Annotated in this window: 14 protein-coding genes; 4 read left to right on the top strand and 10 right to left on the bottom strand. The window is 35.6% G+C overall.

Annotation, left to right across the window (positions count from 1 at the left end; all coding sequences use genetic code 11):
• Window positions 1-4 precede the first annotated feature (4 nt).
• From recO to ACQ76T_RS20780, 4 genes are read right to left on the bottom strand one after another with little or no spacing between them, the layout of a single operon-like run.
• A complete protein-coding gene (gene recO, locus ACQ76T_RS20795) occupies window positions 5-691 on the bottom strand; it encodes a DNA repair protein RecO (RefSeq protein ID WP_431345145.1) in 687 nt (228 codons plus the stop codon).
• Window positions 691-2940: a T9SS type A sorting domain-containing protein gene (locus ACQ76T_RS20790; protein ID WP_431345144.1), complete on the bottom strand. Its 2250-nt coding sequence runs from the start codon at window positions 2938-2940 to the stop codon at window positions 691-693. The genes recO and ACQ76T_RS20790 overlap by 1 nt, the downstream gene beginning before the upstream one ends.
• A gap of 1 nt (window position 2941) precedes the next feature.
• Complete coding sequence (locus ACQ76T_RS20785) at window positions 2942-3892, bottom strand: bifunctional metallophosphatase/5'-nucleotidase (protein WP_431345143.1); 951 nt, start codon at window positions 3890-3892, stop codon at window positions 2942-2944.
• Window positions 3892-4650 carry a 5'-nucleotidase C-terminal domain-containing protein gene (locus tag ACQ76T_RS20780; RefSeq protein ID WP_431345142.1) on the bottom strand — a complete coding sequence of 253 codons (759 nt, stop codon included), beginning with the start codon at window positions 4648-4650 and terminating at the stop codon, window positions 3892-3894. The genes ACQ76T_RS20785 and ACQ76T_RS20780 overlap by 1 nt, the downstream gene beginning before the upstream one ends.
• A 107-nt stretch (window positions 4651-4757) precedes the next feature.
• On the opposite strand from ACQ76T_RS20780, the gene dapA reads away from it, so the two are divergent.
• The 4 genes from dapA to ACQ76T_RS20760 all read left to right on the top strand — a co-directional run bounded on the left by dapA (window position 4758) and on the right by ACQ76T_RS20760 (window position 7548).
• A complete protein-coding gene (dapA, locus tag ACQ76T_RS20775) occupies window positions 4758-5630 on the top strand; it encodes a 4-hydroxy-tetrahydrodipicolinate synthase (protein WP_431345141.1) in 873 nt (290 codons plus the stop codon).
• Between the two features lie 100 nt (window positions 5631-5730).
• Window positions 5731-6234, top strand: coding sequence for a GNAT family N-acetyltransferase (locus tag ACQ76T_RS20770; protein ID WP_431345140.1), 504 nt, complete (start codon window positions 5731-5733; stop codon window positions 6232-6234).
• A 293-nt stretch (window positions 6235-6527) separates the two neighbouring features.
• Window positions 6528-7109 (top strand): helix-turn-helix domain-containing protein, encoded by a 582-nt coding sequence (locus ACQ76T_RS20765; RefSeq protein WP_431345139.1) that lies wholly within the window; start codon window positions 6528-6530, stop codon window positions 7107-7109.
• Window positions 7102-7548: a response regulator gene (locus ACQ76T_RS20760; RefSeq protein ID WP_431345138.1), complete on the top strand. Its 447-nt coding sequence runs from the start codon at window positions 7102-7104 to the stop codon at window positions 7546-7548. Before ACQ76T_RS20765 ends, ACQ76T_RS20760 begins: the two co-directional genes overlap by 8 nt.
• Before the next feature lie 602 nt (window positions 7549-8150).
• Here the strand turns inward: ACQ76T_RS20760 and recG are convergent.
• The 6 genes from recG to ACQ76T_RS20730 form a co-directional block, all read right to left on the bottom strand.
• A complete protein-coding gene (gene recG / locus ACQ76T_RS20755) occupies window positions 8151-10250 on the bottom strand; it encodes an ATP-dependent DNA helicase RecG (protein ID WP_431345332.1) in 2100 nt (699 codons plus the stop codon).
• Between the two features lie 144 nt (window positions 10251-10394).
• Complete coding sequence (locus ACQ76T_RS20750) at window positions 10395-10931, bottom strand: thioredoxin family protein (RefSeq protein ID WP_431345137.1); 537 nt, start codon at window positions 10929-10931, stop codon at window positions 10395-10397.
• Window positions 10932-10972: 41 nt separating this feature from the next.
• On the bottom strand, window positions 10973-12484 hold the full coding sequence (locus ACQ76T_RS20745) for a peptide MFS transporter (RefSeq protein WP_431345136.1): 1512 nt from the start codon (window positions 12482-12484) through the stop codon (window positions 10973-10975).
• A gap of 23 nt (window positions 12485-12507) precedes the next feature.
• Window positions 12508-13497 (bottom strand): PDDEXK nuclease domain-containing protein, encoded by a 990-nt coding sequence (locus ACQ76T_RS20740; RefSeq protein WP_431345135.1) that lies wholly within the window; start codon window positions 13495-13497, stop codon window positions 12508-12510.
• Window positions 13498-13558: 61 nt separating this feature from the next.
• Window positions 13559-15271 (bottom strand): peptide MFS transporter, encoded by a 1713-nt coding sequence (locus ACQ76T_RS20735; RefSeq protein WP_431345134.1) that lies wholly within the window; start codon window positions 15269-15271, stop codon window positions 13559-13561.
• A 131-nt stretch (window positions 15272-15402) separates the two neighbouring features.
• Window positions 15403-17070 carry a peptide MFS transporter gene (locus ACQ76T_RS20730; protein WP_431345133.1) on the bottom strand — a complete coding sequence of 556 codons (1668 nt, stop codon included), beginning with the start codon at window positions 17068-17070 and terminating at the stop codon, window positions 15403-15405.
• Between the last annotated feature and the right edge of the window lie 120 nt (window positions 17071-17190).

Here is a 17190-nt window from a genome sequence, read left to right as displayed (position 1 = left end):
TTTCTTATTCAAATATTTGTTGGATGATCTCCAATGACGGAGGCGTTTTGAAGTCTGTAATATGGTAATGATAATAAATCAGGATACTGTCCAGAAAATCTTTTCTTAAAGAGCTGTGAATTTTGGTTGCATACAGATTTTCTGCACAGAGAGCATTCTTCCACAAGGATGAGATCTCTTCACTGAACAGCTGATGGCTAGAATGATAAGAGAAAGTTCCTGTTTCCGGATCTAAAAAATTGCCGTCTCCCAATAGTGGGGCAACACCCTGAATTTTTAAAACAGCAAGAAGAAAAAGAAGGTGTGCCTGATAATTTCTGTTGATCAACTCGTTGATCAATTCATCAATACTGTAATAAATTGGGGTATTTTTATTTTCATATTTCAAAATCTGACTTAGAAAATCTGAGATAAAAAATATGACGGTATTAATTTTTATGTCCGTATAGATATCGGTGTTTTTTACCAGCTCAAATTTGGATACTGAAGCAATTCCATTTCCTCTAAGAGGGCTGATGGAAAAATTGAGTTTGTTCAACGGCTGTAGCAGGGCTTTCTTTTTGTTCTTTTTCGAATAAATTCCTTTTAAAAAATAACTCTGAAAACCCTCTTCTTCTGTAAAACAATGCAGAACTGCATCATTTTCTCCATATTTGATAAATGAAAGTAAAAAACCGTTTTGTGAATTCATTAATTAACGACTCCTATTTTGGCAGTAGCTTTATCAGAACCATCTTCATTGGTCATTAGAACAAAGTAAATTCCTGAAGCTACTCGTGTCCCTTTCTGATTGTTAAGATCCCATTCATAATATCCTCCTCTTGCTACTGCAGAATGTACAACATTTCCTGCGGCATCCACAATTCTGATATTGGTTTTTTCCGCCAGCCCTTTGATGGTCACCTTTCCTTTGAAATTTGAGTAAACAACCGGGTTAGGATATACCAGAACATCTCCAAAGTTAGAGGTTACATCTGCAACATCTCCCTGGTAAGTTACAATACCATTATAGGTAACAAAGTATACTTTACCTGTCTTTTTATCTATTTTGATATCTGTAACAGTATTGGTTGGAAGCGGAGAATCTTCTTTTGTAAAATGTCTGATTGTTTTTTGCCCGTCAGAAGAAAGATAATACACTCCACCACCATCTACAGATACCCATTTGTGATCTCCCTGGTCTACAGCAATAGAAAGAATGGCAGCATCTCTGAAAAGTTCTTCTCCCAAACCGTTTTGTTCAATAATAATAGGTTCCGGTTTAGGATGAGTGGTTTTTATTTCACTCGCAGCATTGGGTAATACTTTTAACCCTGCGTATGATCCGATCCAGGCATCTCCTGATTTATCAAAAGCTACCGATAGGGTTCCGTCTATAAAACCGTTGGAATCTCCCATGATGTAATCTGCATCATCAGAAAGATTGGTGGCATTTTTGTAATCATAAGTCCAGAAGTTATTGGAACGTGGTAACGGAATCCATAACATGTTTTCATAGAAGACTGGCTTTTGTGTAGTTTCACTGGAAAGAACCAGTTTTTTTATAATAAAATTATCAGAAGGTTTATCATAGATTGCTATGGATGGGTTTCCTCCTTCAATAAATCCGAAGGAAACAAAAATATTGTTTTGAGGATCTGTAGCAAAACCTACCGGACGCCTTAAATAAGGTTGAGCTTGCAGGTCATAATATTTCACCAGATCAAAATCTTTGTTGGTTGCATTATATTTCATCCTGTAGATTCCCTGATCATGCATTGCATAATTGGTGAAAAGTACCTCATTATTATCAAGGGGATTGAGAATAGCATCCAATACGTTAATAGACCTTACATTGTTCTTAAAAAACGAAGGATAAATCCATTCATTACCGTTAAAATAATAAAAACCGGGTTTTAAAGGGTTTACAATAGCACCATTATAGTTATCGATTCTTCCTCCACTCGAAACCAGAAGCTGATTATTATCAAACAGGTTTACATTATAAGCAAAATTGAACTGCGGCCCAGAAGGTTTGTAACTATTACTGCTTTCATCTTTTATTCCTGATAAAACAGTTCCTCCCAGTATCTTTCCGCCAGCACTTATCGCAGTATTGCATTCTTCACCAAGATCTACTTGATTTTGAGATATTCCATTAATACTGTAAGTATATATTTTACTGTCCGTTACTACAATATTATTAGTGGATATCACAATATCTCGGATATTTCCGAAGGTGTTGGGAAGTTGTATCGGCGTACCGTTATTATAAACATATGCGGCAGTAGCAGTGGAGAAAATCAATTCAGATTTTGAATCAATATGTTTGTATGCTCCAGGCATTTCCGTAGTCCAAGTTGAATATACCGGGAAGGTTGTATTCATTTCATGACTTTTTAAACCATTGTTGGTGACAGAATATACCTTGTTACCGAATATAGTAGCCTCATTACTTGGCTGATAAACACCACCTGTTATAAAGAATGAAGAATCTCCAAATTCTTTCTTTTTTAAATCAAATATAGAGAGTCCGTAACCAACAGAAATAACTGCCTTATCTCCGTTGATCGAGATATGGTTGATCTTTTTGTCACCATTATATCCCGCTGCTATGGGGATGTCAACAACATATTTTATTTCCTGCGGTGTAATAACATCCAGAGAACCATTGCTATATCCAATGAGACCTGTTTTGGTCTGTGGATTATAGTCGAAAGCTGTGATTCCGATGTTATGCAATCCGTTGGCTTTAGATAACTTCGTAATTTCTCCAGTTGATATTGTATAGTAGAATATCCCGTTTTCTGTGGCAGCGATTATCTTTCCATTGTCTTCTCTCATAGCGATGACGTTGTTGTAGGAAAAAAGATCCGCCCATTTTTTTGATGAAATGACCTGTGCTTTAGTAAACTGCAGAGATGCTAAAATACCAAGAGAAATTAAAGAGAGTTTTTTCATATTATGCTGTTATGCTGCTGTCTATTACCTGGTTATTCCAGGAGATATGCTGTACGTTTTTGTTGATGTCAAAATAAAAATCTATTCTTCCTAAAAGCAAACCTGCCCATCCCACCTGGTTCACAAGGACATTTTTGCCCTGTCTATTGGTGAAAGATTCAGGTTCCGGAAGAAATGTATGAGTATGGCCTCCCAAGATAATGTCAATGTTTTCTGTATGGGCTGCCAGCATCTTATCACATATTTTATTAGGTTCTTCTTTGTAAGCATACCCTATATGTGAAAGACAAATGACAAGATCACATTTCTGATCTTTTTTCAAAAAGTTTGAATAATGCTGTGCTACGTCAATAGGATTGGAATAAACGGTTTCAGCATACTGCTTTTTACCGACAAGACCATCCAGCTCAATTCCGACACCAAAAATTCCCACTTTTATACCATTCTTGTTAAAGATCTTATAAGGGGAAGTTTTCCCGTCCAGAATGGTGTTCTTAAAATCATAATTGGAACAGATAAAAGGAAATTTTGCATTGGGAAGAACCTTTAGAAAACCCTCCAGTCCGTTATCAAAATCATGATTTCCCATAGTAGAAGCATCATACTTCATCATGGACATTAGTTTGAACTCCAGTTCTCCTCCGAAAAAATTAAAATACGGGGTTCCCTGGAAAATATCTCCTGAATCAAGTAGCAATACATTGCTTTCCTGACTTCTGATTTGTTGTATTAAGTTTGCTCTTCTGGCAAAACCTCCCTGATTAGGGTTTTTTGTGTAGCTGGCATCAAAAGGCTCAATTCTGCTATGCTGATCATTGGTATGAAGAATAGTCAGTTTGTTTGCAGACTTTGAATTAAATATTTTTAACTCTTCTGCCATCATCATATTGGGAGCTAAAGCTGCTGCTAAAGTTCCGCCACCTATTGTTTTTAAAAAACTTTTTCTATCCATTACTTCTTACCGATAAAATTTAAACGAACATCTGTTGGGGCAACTATTTCAGGATTCTTTTTGAAGATTTCAATATACAGATCTCTCAGTTTTACTCCTGTAGGAATAGACTCACCTTTTGAAAAGAATTTCATATCATCACCTCCAAGAGCCAGATAATCTGACGTGGCAATATAATAGTCTTTGTTGGGATCTATTGCTTTTCCGTTAATTAAAGATTGGGATAGTTGTCCTTTTTTTGTTTCAATGTATAAATGAGAAACCGGGTTATTAACTTCTTTTTTTGCATAATAGTCAAAAAGTGCCGGTAAATCTGTTCCTTTCATTTTCACAATGATCAGTTCATTTTCAAAAGGCATTACCTCAAATATATTTTTCAACATAATATCGCCTTTTCCGATCGTAGTACGAATTCCTCCTATGTTGATCAGAGCTGCATCCACGTTTTGTTTAAGATGGTTCTTGAGCCACTGGTCTCCTCCTTCGAATGTATAATCAGCTAAAAGATTTCCCAGATTGCTGTTATCGCCCTGCTTTGTTAGATCTACACTGGTGTGAGAGATCTTCTGGTTCATTTCTTTATCCAGTTTCTGCTTATAAGGTTCAATAAATTTTACAAACTCCTCATCATTCTTTAGCTCATTATTAATAGAGATATTTTTCTGGGTCTTTACATTCACAATTTGCGGTTTGGAAGCCGTTTTGCAAGCTGTAAGAGATGCCAGAGCAATTCCTATTAACAAGAATTTATTTTTCATAATATCTTTTAGTATATGCAAATATAACTATATGTATAATAAAACATTATTATTTATTACAAATTCTTACTGTAAATGATTAAATTTGGCAAAAATAATTCGAACAGATGAGCATTTTAAAAGGAGTAGGTGTTGCATTGGTAACGCCCTTTAATGAAGATTTATCCGTTGACTTCGATAGTTTAACAAAACTGGTGGAGTATAATATTGAAAACGGAACCAATTATTTGGTAGTGTTGGGAACTACGGCAGAAGCCGCAACGCTTTCTGCTGAGGAGAAGAAACAGGTAATTGAGCATATCATTAAGGTAAATAATAAACGTCTTCCATTAGTATTAGGAATTGGCGGCAACAATACTCTTGAAGTCAAGAAACAGATTGAAGAAGAAGACCTTTCAGCATTTGAAGCAGTACTTTCCGTTTCTCCATATTACAATAAACCTAATCAGGAAGGGCTTTATCAGCATTATAAGGCATTAGCTTCTACAGGTAAAAATATTATTATTTATAATGTACCTTCAAGAACAGGTCAGAATATAGAGGCAGATACTACAATTCGTCTTGCTGAAGAATTTCCGAACCTTTTCATGATTAAAGAAGCAGCACCAAGTATTTTACAGTACTTTGATATTCTTAGAAAAAAATCTGAAGGATTTTCTTTAGTTTCCGGAGATGATGAATACACTCTTCCCGTAACATTAGCAGGTGGAAACGGAGTAATTTCCGTAATAGGGCAGGCCTATCCAAAAGAATTCTCTGCAATGGTACAGCTTGCTTTTGATGGCAAAGTGAAAGAAGCTTATGAGATCCACAACAAACTGGTTGAAATTACCCGTCTGATATTTGCAGAAGGTAATCCTTGTGGTATCAAAGTTATTCTGGCTGAAAAAGGAATTGTCAAAAACTATTTGAGACTTCCTTTAGTAAAAGCTTCAGAAGGTCTTCACGCTAAAATTAAAGCTGAAATGGCGAACATCTAATAATAGAAGGTCAAATAACATTGACATTTTAGTTATTTAAAATACCGAAAGTGAAAAGTTTAGGCTTTTCACTTTTTTTTAATCATAATCACATACAAAAATGAAATTAGTAAAAGCCACAGAAAAGTATATCCCTTTAATTCAGAATCTGGCAAGAAGATCCTGGGAAAAAGCATACGCAGAAATACTTTCTGCAGAACAGATGGAGTATATGCTTTCAGAAATGTATTCTGAAAAAGAAATTATGACTCATTTTCAAAATCCGGATTATCATTATTACCTGATCCAGGACGAAAATAATAATTCTTACGAAGGGTTTATGGGTTTTGAACTTAATTACGAAGAAAAAACGGCCAAGCTGCATCGTATCTATCTTGTGCCGGAAAGCAAAGGAAAAGGGTTTGGAAAAAACGCCCTTCAGTTTTTGAATACTTTCGTCTCTGAAAATGAGAACAGGAGAATTATCCTGAATGTGAATAAATATAATGATGCCAGAAACTTCTACAAGTCCCAAGGATACAAGGTTTATGACGAAGGTGTCTTCGATATTGGAGGAGGATTTGTGATGGATGACTACCTTATGGAATTTCTAATTCACATATAATTGACTTAAAATTTTGTAACTTTATCCTGTAATTCTATAACAAGTGATTTCTTTTTTTGATCCATCTTTGCTTCAGAACCAAATCACTTATAATAATACATTCATATGCTTGGTTTTGAGCTGATTCAGCTTTTTATCAGTATATTTTTTTCATCCTTAGTGTTTAAATTCCTGTATTCTTCAATACAGGAGTTTTTTTGTATTAAAGAAATGTTAAAAAAAAAGATCCTATTTCACTTTTAAATGAAATAAATCGTTATATTTACTAAATAATTTGGCTTATTTATACTAGGATGAAAATGTATGTTAAATTTGATTTCAATGCTCTTTGTAAGAAAGTATTGGACGAAAAGCTTAAAGAGCACGGGTTAAAATACCGGTTGCTCAATTTTGGCGAAGTGGAATTCTATGAACCTTTTACCCAAGAACAGCATAAACTTTTCAAGAAAAATCTTGGGGATTATGGGATCGAAATCATAGAAAGCCAGAAAACCGCTTTGGTACAGAAAATAAAAGATGCCATTATAGAACTTGTCTTTTCCGATGAGATTATTCCTGTAAAAGCATCTATTTATATTTCTGAAAAACTGAACCACAGCTACGGATATCTTTCCAATCTGTTTTCAGAAGTTGCTTATACCTCTATTGAGAATTTTATTATTCTTCAGAAAATAGAGCATGCGAAAGCATTAATTATAAGAAACAAGCAGAGCCTTACTGAAATTGCCCATAAACTAAATTATTCCAGTGTAGCCCATCTGAGCACACAATTTAAAAATACCACAGGAGTCACTCCCTCCCAGTTTCAAAAAATCATAGGAAGAAGAAGAAAAGCTCAAAGCGCGGTCATAAACCCTACAATGCAGTATGAATAAAGAATTTTTGAACGTAATAGTAGCGGATAACGATGAAAACACCTTGATTTTTTTTAAAAATATATTAAAAGAGCTTAAAATCTCTATCAAAGTTCAATGTTTTAGCAACGGAAAAGATCTTATGGAATATCTGAACAATGATGATGCAGTAATTCCTGAACTTGTTTTTATCCGATACACTATTCCCGGAAAGAATAGCATGGAATGTCTGGACGAAATACAGTCTAATTTAAAATTCAGCAGAATGGTAACGGCTATTTTTTCCGACCCTATTCCTGAAAGTGAAATTGAAGATATTTTTGTGAGAGGTGCAAATATTTACATGAGAAAAGCCGAATCTTTTGAGACCCTGAAAAAGGTGGTTACAGAAATTATTACAATAAACTGGCAGTATTATACCTCGGGGTTGAATAAAGAGAATTTTATCTTGAAAATGTGATGAATAAAGACTTCTTTTGTTTGTAATGAACAAAAGAAAAGTTCTATTTGTAACATACTATTCACAAATGGGTGAAAATTTTATAACTAATAATAGAAATAATATAAAATAGGTTTCAATTAATATTCTGACATTTGTAAAAGTAAAATCAATGACACAAATTTGACCATATAGAAAAGATACAGAAGAATGAAAAGTATTATTTCTAAAGAATAAAATATTATATAAATCACGATGTTAGTTAACAAAATGAATTATACTATTTCCAATTATAAAGCATAGAAGATCTTTAAACAAAACGGTACAATCATGAAAACTCAAAGCAGTTGGAGGTATTTTTATTCGTTTCATTCCCTCACCTCCACCTGAACACAGTTAGTTTTTATAATAAGCAAGTTGGAAAAATAATTCATTTTGTTTTTTATAATTTATTTTAATAGTTAGGGTTTAGCTTATTCAAATAATAGATAAATATTTTCACACCACATCACAAAATATTAAGCCTGAACTATTAAAATAAATTTTTTAAACAGACCAAAAGTAATTTCTTCTAAATAACAGTTTTATAAGGGGGCCGCAGGAAATTTTTTTCTGCGGTTTTTTTATGAAATTTTACTCCACTTATTTTTTCCTTTATAGTATCGTATATAGTAATTTTTGATCACCATATTATCTGGTCTTGATAACATAGGATCGGCTTCCAGAATTTTTTCAACCGTATTTTTGGTTGTTTTAATAATGGCTGAATCATTCACGAGATCCAACCTTTTAAAATCTACAACACCGCTTTGCTGTGTTCCCAGAATATCACCTGGACCACGGAGCTGCATATCAACTTCAGAAATTTTAAAACCGTCATTGGTTTCCGTCATGGTTTTGATACGGGTTCTGCTTTCTTTGGATAGCTTATCTGAAGTCATCAGAATACAGTAACTTTGTTCAGCACCTCTTCCTACACGCCCTCTAAGCTGGTGAAGCTGTGAGAGACCAAATCTTTCGGAACTTTCGATAACCATTACAGAAGCATTGGGCACATTTACTCCCACTTCAATTACTGTTGTAGCAACCATGATTTCTGCTTTCCCTGAAGCGAAATATGCCATTGCAGCATCTTTTTCGTCCGGCTTCATCTTTCCGTGCAGCATAGTCACGTTATAATCAGAAAAATAATCCATCACGTGTTCCAGTCCTTCCACAAGATTTTTGTAATCTAATGTTTCGGATTCTTCAATAAGTGGGTATACAAAATAAATCTGCCTTCCTTTCTTTATTTCGTCCCGGCAGAAATTGTAAACATCTGCTCTGTCTTTTTCACGTCTGTGAGCAGTGATGATAGGTTTTCTTCCTACAGGCATTTCATCAATCACAGAAACATCAAGGTCTGAGTAAAAGCTCATTGCCAGCGTTCTTGGGATAGGAGTTGCCGTCATAACCAGAATATGAGGAGGTATTTTATTCTTAGCCCAAAGCTTGGCTCGCTGTGCTACCCCAAAACGATGCTGCTCATCAATGATGGCTAGCCCCAGGTTCTTAAATTTTACTTTATCCTCCAATACAGCATGGGTTCCTACCAGAAAAGAAAGGGTGCCGTTTTCGAGCTCTTCGTGGATAATACGCCTTTCTGCAGCTTTTGTAGACCCTGTCAGCAGGCGGATATTAATCCCGGTTTTTTCCAGTAACTCTTTAATTCCATTATAATGTTGCTGAGCGAGAATTTCTGTAGGAGCCATCAGGCAGCTTTGAAAACCATTGTCCATGGCAATAAGCATGGTAAGTAAGGCAACCATTGTTTTTCCGGAACCTACATCTCCCTGTAGAAGTCTGTTCATCTGAATAGGCCTTTTCATATCCATCCGGATTTCCTTTAAAACTCTTTTCTGAGCATTGGTAAGATCAAAGGGAAGGTGATTTTCATAAAAATCATTGAAATGATCTCCGATAATAGGGAAAGGATTGCCGTAAGACTGCGTTTTATGATGGAGTTTTTTTAAGCCATATCCCAATTGAAAAAAGAATGATTCTTCAAATTTTAAACGGAAATCTGCTTTATCAAAATGTTCCGTATCTTTTGGAAAGTGTACATTCAGAAAGGCATGCTGTCTGGACATAAACTGGAATGTCTTCATCAAATACTCCGGAAAATTTTCTTCTATAAGGTTAGGAATCTCCCTGCAGATATTTCGTAATGCATTTTGAAAAAAACGTTGCCCAAGACCTCTTTTAGTAAGCTTTTCAGAACTTGGATAAATAGGTTTCAGACGGGTGTCGCCTTCTTTTTTTTCCTCCGCTTCAATTTCAGGATGAGGCATTGAAAATTTCTGGTTGAAAACATTGATTTTACCAAAAATATAAACCTCTTTATTGATAGGAAGCTGTTCTTTCAGCCATTTAGAATATTGAAACCATACAAGCTCCATGCTTCCGGTTTCATCATTGAATTTGGCTGACAATCTCTTGGTTTTTCCGGTCTGTATTTCCTGTACCTGGGTAATTCGTCCTTTTAACTGTATTTCCTGGCTGCTTTCTTCTGTAAGCTGAGAAACGGTATAAATTTTACTCTTATCCAGATAGCGGAGAGGGTAGAAGTTCAACATATCTTCTACAGTAGACAAGCCTAGCACACTTTTAATGAGTTTGGCTCTTTCCGGACCTATTCCTTTTACGTATTCTATGGAGGTTTCTAAAGTCATTTTTGGTGTAATCTCCCGGGTTTTGCAAATCCGGGTTTTGAATGAAAAAACAAAGGTTCGAATTTCGGTAAAATAAAAAAGACTTCCAAAAAAATTGGAAGTCTGTATGGTAAAATTTCAGAATCATATCCGTAAACCGGGATTTTGAAACTTTGATTACTCTTTAATTTTAGATTTGAATTTTTTCTGATAATCTTCCCACTGTTCTCTGGTCTTAATCTTTTTAAACAAATCTTTTGAGATCAGTTCCAGATAAGGCTCCAGTTCTTTTGCGGAAAGTTCACCTTGTAAAATAGTGATTGGACCTCCGTTTTCATCCAGAAAAACAGTACTGGGTACTGCACCTACATTCATATATTGAGTGAATTCATGTAATGAGTTTTTCCCTTTTTTATGTTCTGTATTAGGATTGGAAAAGGTTCTTCCAAAAATTTCAATATCTTTTTTTTCTTCGGCATTAAATTTTACAGGATAGTAATTCTCATTTAAAATCTGTGCAATTACAGCATGTCCATAGGTTTTTTTCTCCATGATTTTGCAGGGCCCACACCAATCCGCATAAAAATCGATAAGAATTTTCTTTGGACTTTCTTTCTGAGCTTTTAAAGCTTCTTCAATAGTCATCCATTTTACCTGGGCAAAACTGAAATTGAATAATGATAATAAGAATACTATGCTTAAAATTTTTTTCATATTGTGATATTTATGTAAAAATAAGCATAATTGCTTATTTTCTATTTTACATCCTGCATTAATTTTTTCACGAAAGGAGATATCAAAATTAATACAACTCCGGCAATTACCGCATATAAACCTAATTGTTTATATCCATCGGTGTAAGTGATCAAAGCATCATAGTTGGTAGAACCTTCTTTTGAGGTGGCAAGACTCGCTCCAATGATCCCAGCTACATATTGTCCGTAGGCTGAAGCAAGGAACCACATTCCCATCATCATTCCCTGAAGATTTTTAGTAGAAAGCTTGGTCATGATCGATAATCCGATGGGAGAGAGGCATAGCTCTCCTAGAGTAATGATCAAAAGTGCTAGAGTGAAAAAGTTCAATGAAGTAATTCCTTGAAGATCTGCAAACAAACGGGTAGCAAATAAAACATAATATCCTAGCCCTAAGAAAATAAATCCTAAACCAAATTTGATAATGGTATTTGGTTCAATTTTTCTTTTATTCAACCAAATCCAAAGAAGCCCGATAAGCGGTGCAAGGAAAATAATGAAGAAAGCTCCACCTGAGTTATTTACTCCATTCGGGTCTAATCCTAAAAGATCTTTGTTAAGATTCTTGGCCGCAAAAATACTCAAGGAGCCTCCACTTTGTTCATAGATTCCCCAGAATATGATTGAAAATATAATAAAAACCAAAGCTGCCCAAAGTTTTTTACGTTCTGAAGCTGTTACTTTAGACATTTCATAGAATAAATAGATCAGGGTTAATGGCCCGATTGTCCACATAAAATAATCAGTGTATTCTGTCTTGGCAACCATGGTCATAATGATAGGTACAAAGACTAATGATAAAACGTACACTCCATATTCTTTCCACTTTGGAATTGGAGCTGTTTTTACTTCTGCTAAGGGATGCCCTGGCTGTAAACCAATGGTTCCGAGCGTTCTTTGGGTAAATACGAAATTGATCAAACTGACTACCATTACAATGGATGCAAGTCCAAAGGCGATATGCCACCTCATCTCTTCTGCAATGATGTTGCCTAAGAATTCACCTTTACCAATTGCAATACAAAGGTAACCACCTAATAAAGCTCCTAGGTTAATTCCCGCGTAGAAAAGTGAAAACCCAGCATCAGCTCTTGAATCGTTAGGTTTGTAAAGCTGCCCTACCATTGATGAAATATTGGGTTTAAAAAAACCGGTACCCACGACGGTGAAGGCTATTCCTAAGAAAAAGAATTTATGAGGATCTGTTGCAAGAATCAAACTTCCTACAATCATCAGAAGCCCTCCCCAAAACAGGGATTTTCTGAATCCTAAGATTTTGTCAGCAAAAAGTCCACCTATAAAAGTGAAGGCATATACAAAAGCTTGAGTAGCTCCGTACTGAAGGTTAGCTTCTTTTTCATGGAAATTGAGCTGTGAGATCATAAAGAAAACCAGCATTCCACGCATTCCGTAGAAACAGAAACGTTCCCACATTTCAGAGAAAAAAAGGCTCCAGATCTGCCTAGGGTATTTTCCTTTGAAATCTTGTATTTCATCTAAAGTTAAGCTCATAATGATATATGATTAAATTTTAATTAAGGGGTTTTATTTTCCTGATCAAGTTCAAAACGCATTCTGTCCTGATCAATGATTTGTTTTAATTCTTCTTCTTTTGGGAGATACAGTAAGTATTTGCTTGCAAATAAGTTATTTTGATCATTAAGAACCGAATACTTTACGATCGTTTCGTCCTTTTCCGAACATAATAAAATTCCGATGGTAGGGTTATCTCCTTCACCTCGCTTCAGATCATCATACATTCGTACATACATATCAATCTGGCCGATGTCCTGATGAGAAAGCTCTCCGGTTTTTAAGTCAATAATGACAAAACATTTTAAAATATAATTATAGAAAACCAGATCAATGTAAAAATCTGAGGTATCGGTAGAAATATGTTGCTGTCTGGAGACAAAGGCAAATCCTTTCCCGAACTCTAGTAAAAATTTCTGAATATGGTCAATAATGGCAGTTTCAATTTCCTTTTCTGAAAACTGTTCGTTTGCTTTTAAACCAAGGAATTCAAAGATATAAGGATCTTTTAAAACACTGTGAATATTTTCAGTAGAAGATTTTTTATGTTTTAAAACTCGTTCGTAGGCGAGGGAGCTGATCTGTCTTTTAAGATCTCTGTAATTCCAATTATTTTGTATAGATTCATTGATGTAATAATTTATTTTTTCAGAATTATCAAGTCTTATCAGGATTCTGTAATGAGTCCAGCTCAATTCGTGACGCAATGCGTCACATATTGGAAACACATGATAGAAAGAGCGCATATTTCTAAGATTACTTTCATCAAAGCCTTTCCCGAATTCTAAGGTAAGCTTTTGCGAGAGGTTTCTTAATGTGTATTTTCCATATTCTGCACGTTCTTTTCCTTGCTGTTCATTTTCTACAATCAGTTTTCCAATCTGCCAGTAGGTAAGCAGTAGAGTAGAATTCGCTATCCGAAACACTTTTTCGCGCGACTGTCTAATGATTTCCTTTACGGATTGGAACAAAGAATCTTCAGAGATTTCCATCGTACGAAAATAAAAAAAACCTCTGACTTAGCAGAGGTTTTATTATATTTTGTTGATACAATTAGTTTACACCGTGCATCATTTTCTTTAAGATTGGAGAAATTAAAGCTAAAATTACAGAAGCAATTCCACAAAGTACAACGAATACCATAAAGAATTCGAATAGGTTGTGGATTTCAAATCCTGCAAAAGTAGGATTGTGTAACGGTAGCTGAGCCTTTTCGAAAGCTGTAACCTGATCTGCTGTCAACGTTACTTTTTTATCTAAAACATCCTGAAGACTTACACCTATTTTTTGTGCTGCTTCAAACTTATCACCTGTTGCCGGTAAGATGGAACCAAGTGTTCCTGCCAATGCATAACCAGCCGCGTTAGCAATAAAGAATACTCCATATAATAATGAAGCGAATCTTTTTGGAGCTAGTTTACCTACCAGAGAAAGTCCGATTGGAGAAAGACAAAGCTCACCACAAGTTTGGATGAAATATAGTAAAATTAACCATTTAACAGCTAGAAGTCCATGGCTGCCAAGATCTTTTACGTTGTGTGCAATAATGAAATAAGAAAGAGCAATTAAAGCCAATCCCATCGCTTGTTTGAATGGAGATACAGGTTCTTTTCCTCTGCTTCTCAATTTATCCCAAAGGATACTGAATGGTACTGCTAATGCAACAACGAAAATTCCGTTGAAGATCTGTACCATAGATGGTGGCATATTCCATCCGAAGAAATGTCTGTCTGTCTGGTTATCAGCAATGAAAGTTAATGATGAACCTGCCTGCTCAAATGCAGCCCAGAAGAAAATAACGAAGAATGAAACGATATAAATTACCCAGATTCTGTCTCTTTCAATTTTAGTAAGAGAAGAATCGGACATGATTAGAAATGCTAATGCAATACCACTCGCGTATACCAGAGAGTAGATGATGTTCTGTCCTGCAGCAAAGTGGAAAAGAGCTCCTAATACTGCGAAGATAACAACAGAAATTCCCACTGATTTTCCTGAGAATTTAGCAGACTGTGCTTCTCCTTCTTCAAAGTCTTCAGCGGTATTGTTTTTTGGAAGTCCTCCGATAGGTCTTCCGCTAGGCGTTACTACATATTTATTTTTAAGGAATAAGAACGTAAGTGTTCCTACCATCATAGCAATAGAAGCTGCTAAGAATCCCCATTTGAATGCATGGATATCTCTTATCCCATCAACAGATTTTACATCTCCGATGATTGGGCAGATCAGCTGTCCTAAGAAAGCTCCCAGGTTGATCCCCATATAGAAAATCGTAAATGCAGAGTCTAATTTTGATTTTTCCTGTTTTGGATAAAGACTTCCCACCATTGAAGAAATGTTGGGTTTGAAGAAACCATTACCGAAAATGATCACTCCTAATGCCACCCACATAATCATGGTTGCACTTCCTAAGCTTGCACCAAAAGTACTGGCACTGATGAAAAGTAAGAACTGACCAATAGCCATTAAAGTACCTCCAACAAGGATACAGTATCTGTTTCCTAAGAATCTGTCAGCGATAAAACCTCCTAACATTGGAGTAAGATAACAAAGAGCAAGGAAACCTCCATAAATAATTGACGCATCTGCCTCCTTCATCAAGAGCGAGTTTACCATAAATAAGGTAAGCAATGCTCTCATCCCATAAAAGTTGAAACGTTCCCACATTTCAGTTCCGAATAGAACCCATAATCCCTTTGGATGTCTGGAACCCTTATTCTCTACAAATTCATCCGGCTTCGGACTTAATGCTTCAATATTATCCATTCTATTGTTAATTTTTGTTAAGACTGACAAATATAGTTTATTTTAGGTTTTTGGCAAGGTTTTAATTTTATTTTTAAACAAAAAAGCTGCGGAACTATTCCGCAGCTTGCTAATCGTTATAATATCAGGGATTAATGCCCTTTTTCTTTCATGATTTTGTTCAGTCTTTTCAACATAGAAAGCCCCAAAAGTGTTGCAAATATTAACAAAGCAAAGTTCACTAAGAAGTAGTTGGTTTTGTTTTCATAGCTATACCATGTACTTGCCAGGATCCCCGAAAGTTTGTTTCCTACAGAGTTGGCAAGGAAGAAACCTCCCATCATCAATGCCGTAATTCTTGCAGGAGAAAGCTTGGAAACGAAAGAAAGTCCCATTGGAGATAAGCAAAGTTCCCCCACAGTAATAACTCCATAGCTGGCTACCAGCCATAGCGGAGAAACTTTTACCGCTCCATTGTCTCCGGCCATCACAGCCAGAACCATTACCAGACAGGATAAACCTGAAATGAATAATCCCAATACAATTTTTGTAGGAGTTAAAGGTTCTTTCCCTTTTCTTCTCAACAAAGCCCAGAATCCTACAACAATAGGCGTTAAAGCAATAACCCAGAATGGATTAATAGACTGGAATAGCTCAGTATTATATAAATAGACTTTATTTTCTGGATTCTTTTCTAAAGCAGCACGCTGTTCAGGAGAAATATTTTTAAAATAAACATCTTTACCCGTTTCTTTTTGGGTATCTCCTTTGGCATCCTTTTGAGATCTGAACTGATTATCATAAACAGGTACTTCTTTATCTTCATAGCTCTTTCCGTCTACCATATAGATTCCTTCTAAAGGTTTTTCTAAAGAAGCAGGAACACTTCGGTCTGTATAATAGTTGGCCCATCTTGTCAATGCGGTTCCGTTCTGCTTAAATACCGCCCAGAAAAACATACTGATCAAAAACACAGAAAGTAATGCTCCAATAGAAGCTTTCTCTTCCGGTTTTGCTTTAAAGTAAAGTGAGGCATAGAAATAAATAACAGGAACACAGGCAAAAATAAAGGCATCTGTACTGGCACTTCCAAAAAGACTGCTTCCAAAAATATCCCCCATGAACCAACCAATGGCACCGGCACCTATTGCTGGAAGGAATACTTTAAGCATAATCTCAGAAAGTTTGGTATCGCCTTCCTGTACAGGTTTCATCTGTGCTGCATGGATGTAATGCTTTCTTCCGATAGTAAAAATAACCATCCCAATCAACATCCCAACACCAGCCGTGATGAAGGCTTCACCCCAACCGAATTTATTACGCATAAAGGCTGCAATAATGTTACAGATAAATGCCCCGATATTGATCCCCATATAGAAGATATTATATCCGGAATCCTTATTGGCTTTATAAGGTTCCTCAGAATAAAGATTCCCCAATAATGTTGAAATAGTAGGTTTGAAGAAACCATTTCCGATAATAATTAAAGCCAGGGAAGTATAGAATAGAGGTAAGTCTTTGAAAACACCCATTCCTATATATCCTGCAGCCATTAGAAAACCTCCAATATAAATAGATTTAATATATCCTAAAACTCTGTCTGCCAAAAAACCACCAATGAAAGGAGTTAAATAAGTCAATGCTATGTAGGTTCCGAAAATATCATCAGCTTTTTTGTCAGCCAGTCCGAGTCCGCCTTTCATGCCCGTAGGCTCAATAACATACAGTACAAAGATTCCGAGAATCAGGTAGTACCCGAAACGCTCCCACATTTCTGTAAAAAAGAGAAAGGGCAGCCCTTTAGGATGTTTAGTCTTCATATATTCAATTTTCAAATTTCCCAAAAATAAGTTTTTAATTTCAATTGATAAAATAAATAATACATCCCGAAACGATTAATGAAATAAATATAAAAGCCTTTCAAATAACTGAAAGGCTTT

The sequence above is a fragment of the Chryseobacterium sp. JK1 genome, assembly GCF_050632815.1.
Lineage (GTDB): Bacteria > Bacteroidota > Bacteroidia > Flavobacteriales > Weeksellaceae > Chryseobacterium.
The sequence above is the reverse complement of the archived record's forward strand: the minus strand, read 5'-3'. Positions and strand labels throughout refer to the sequence as shown.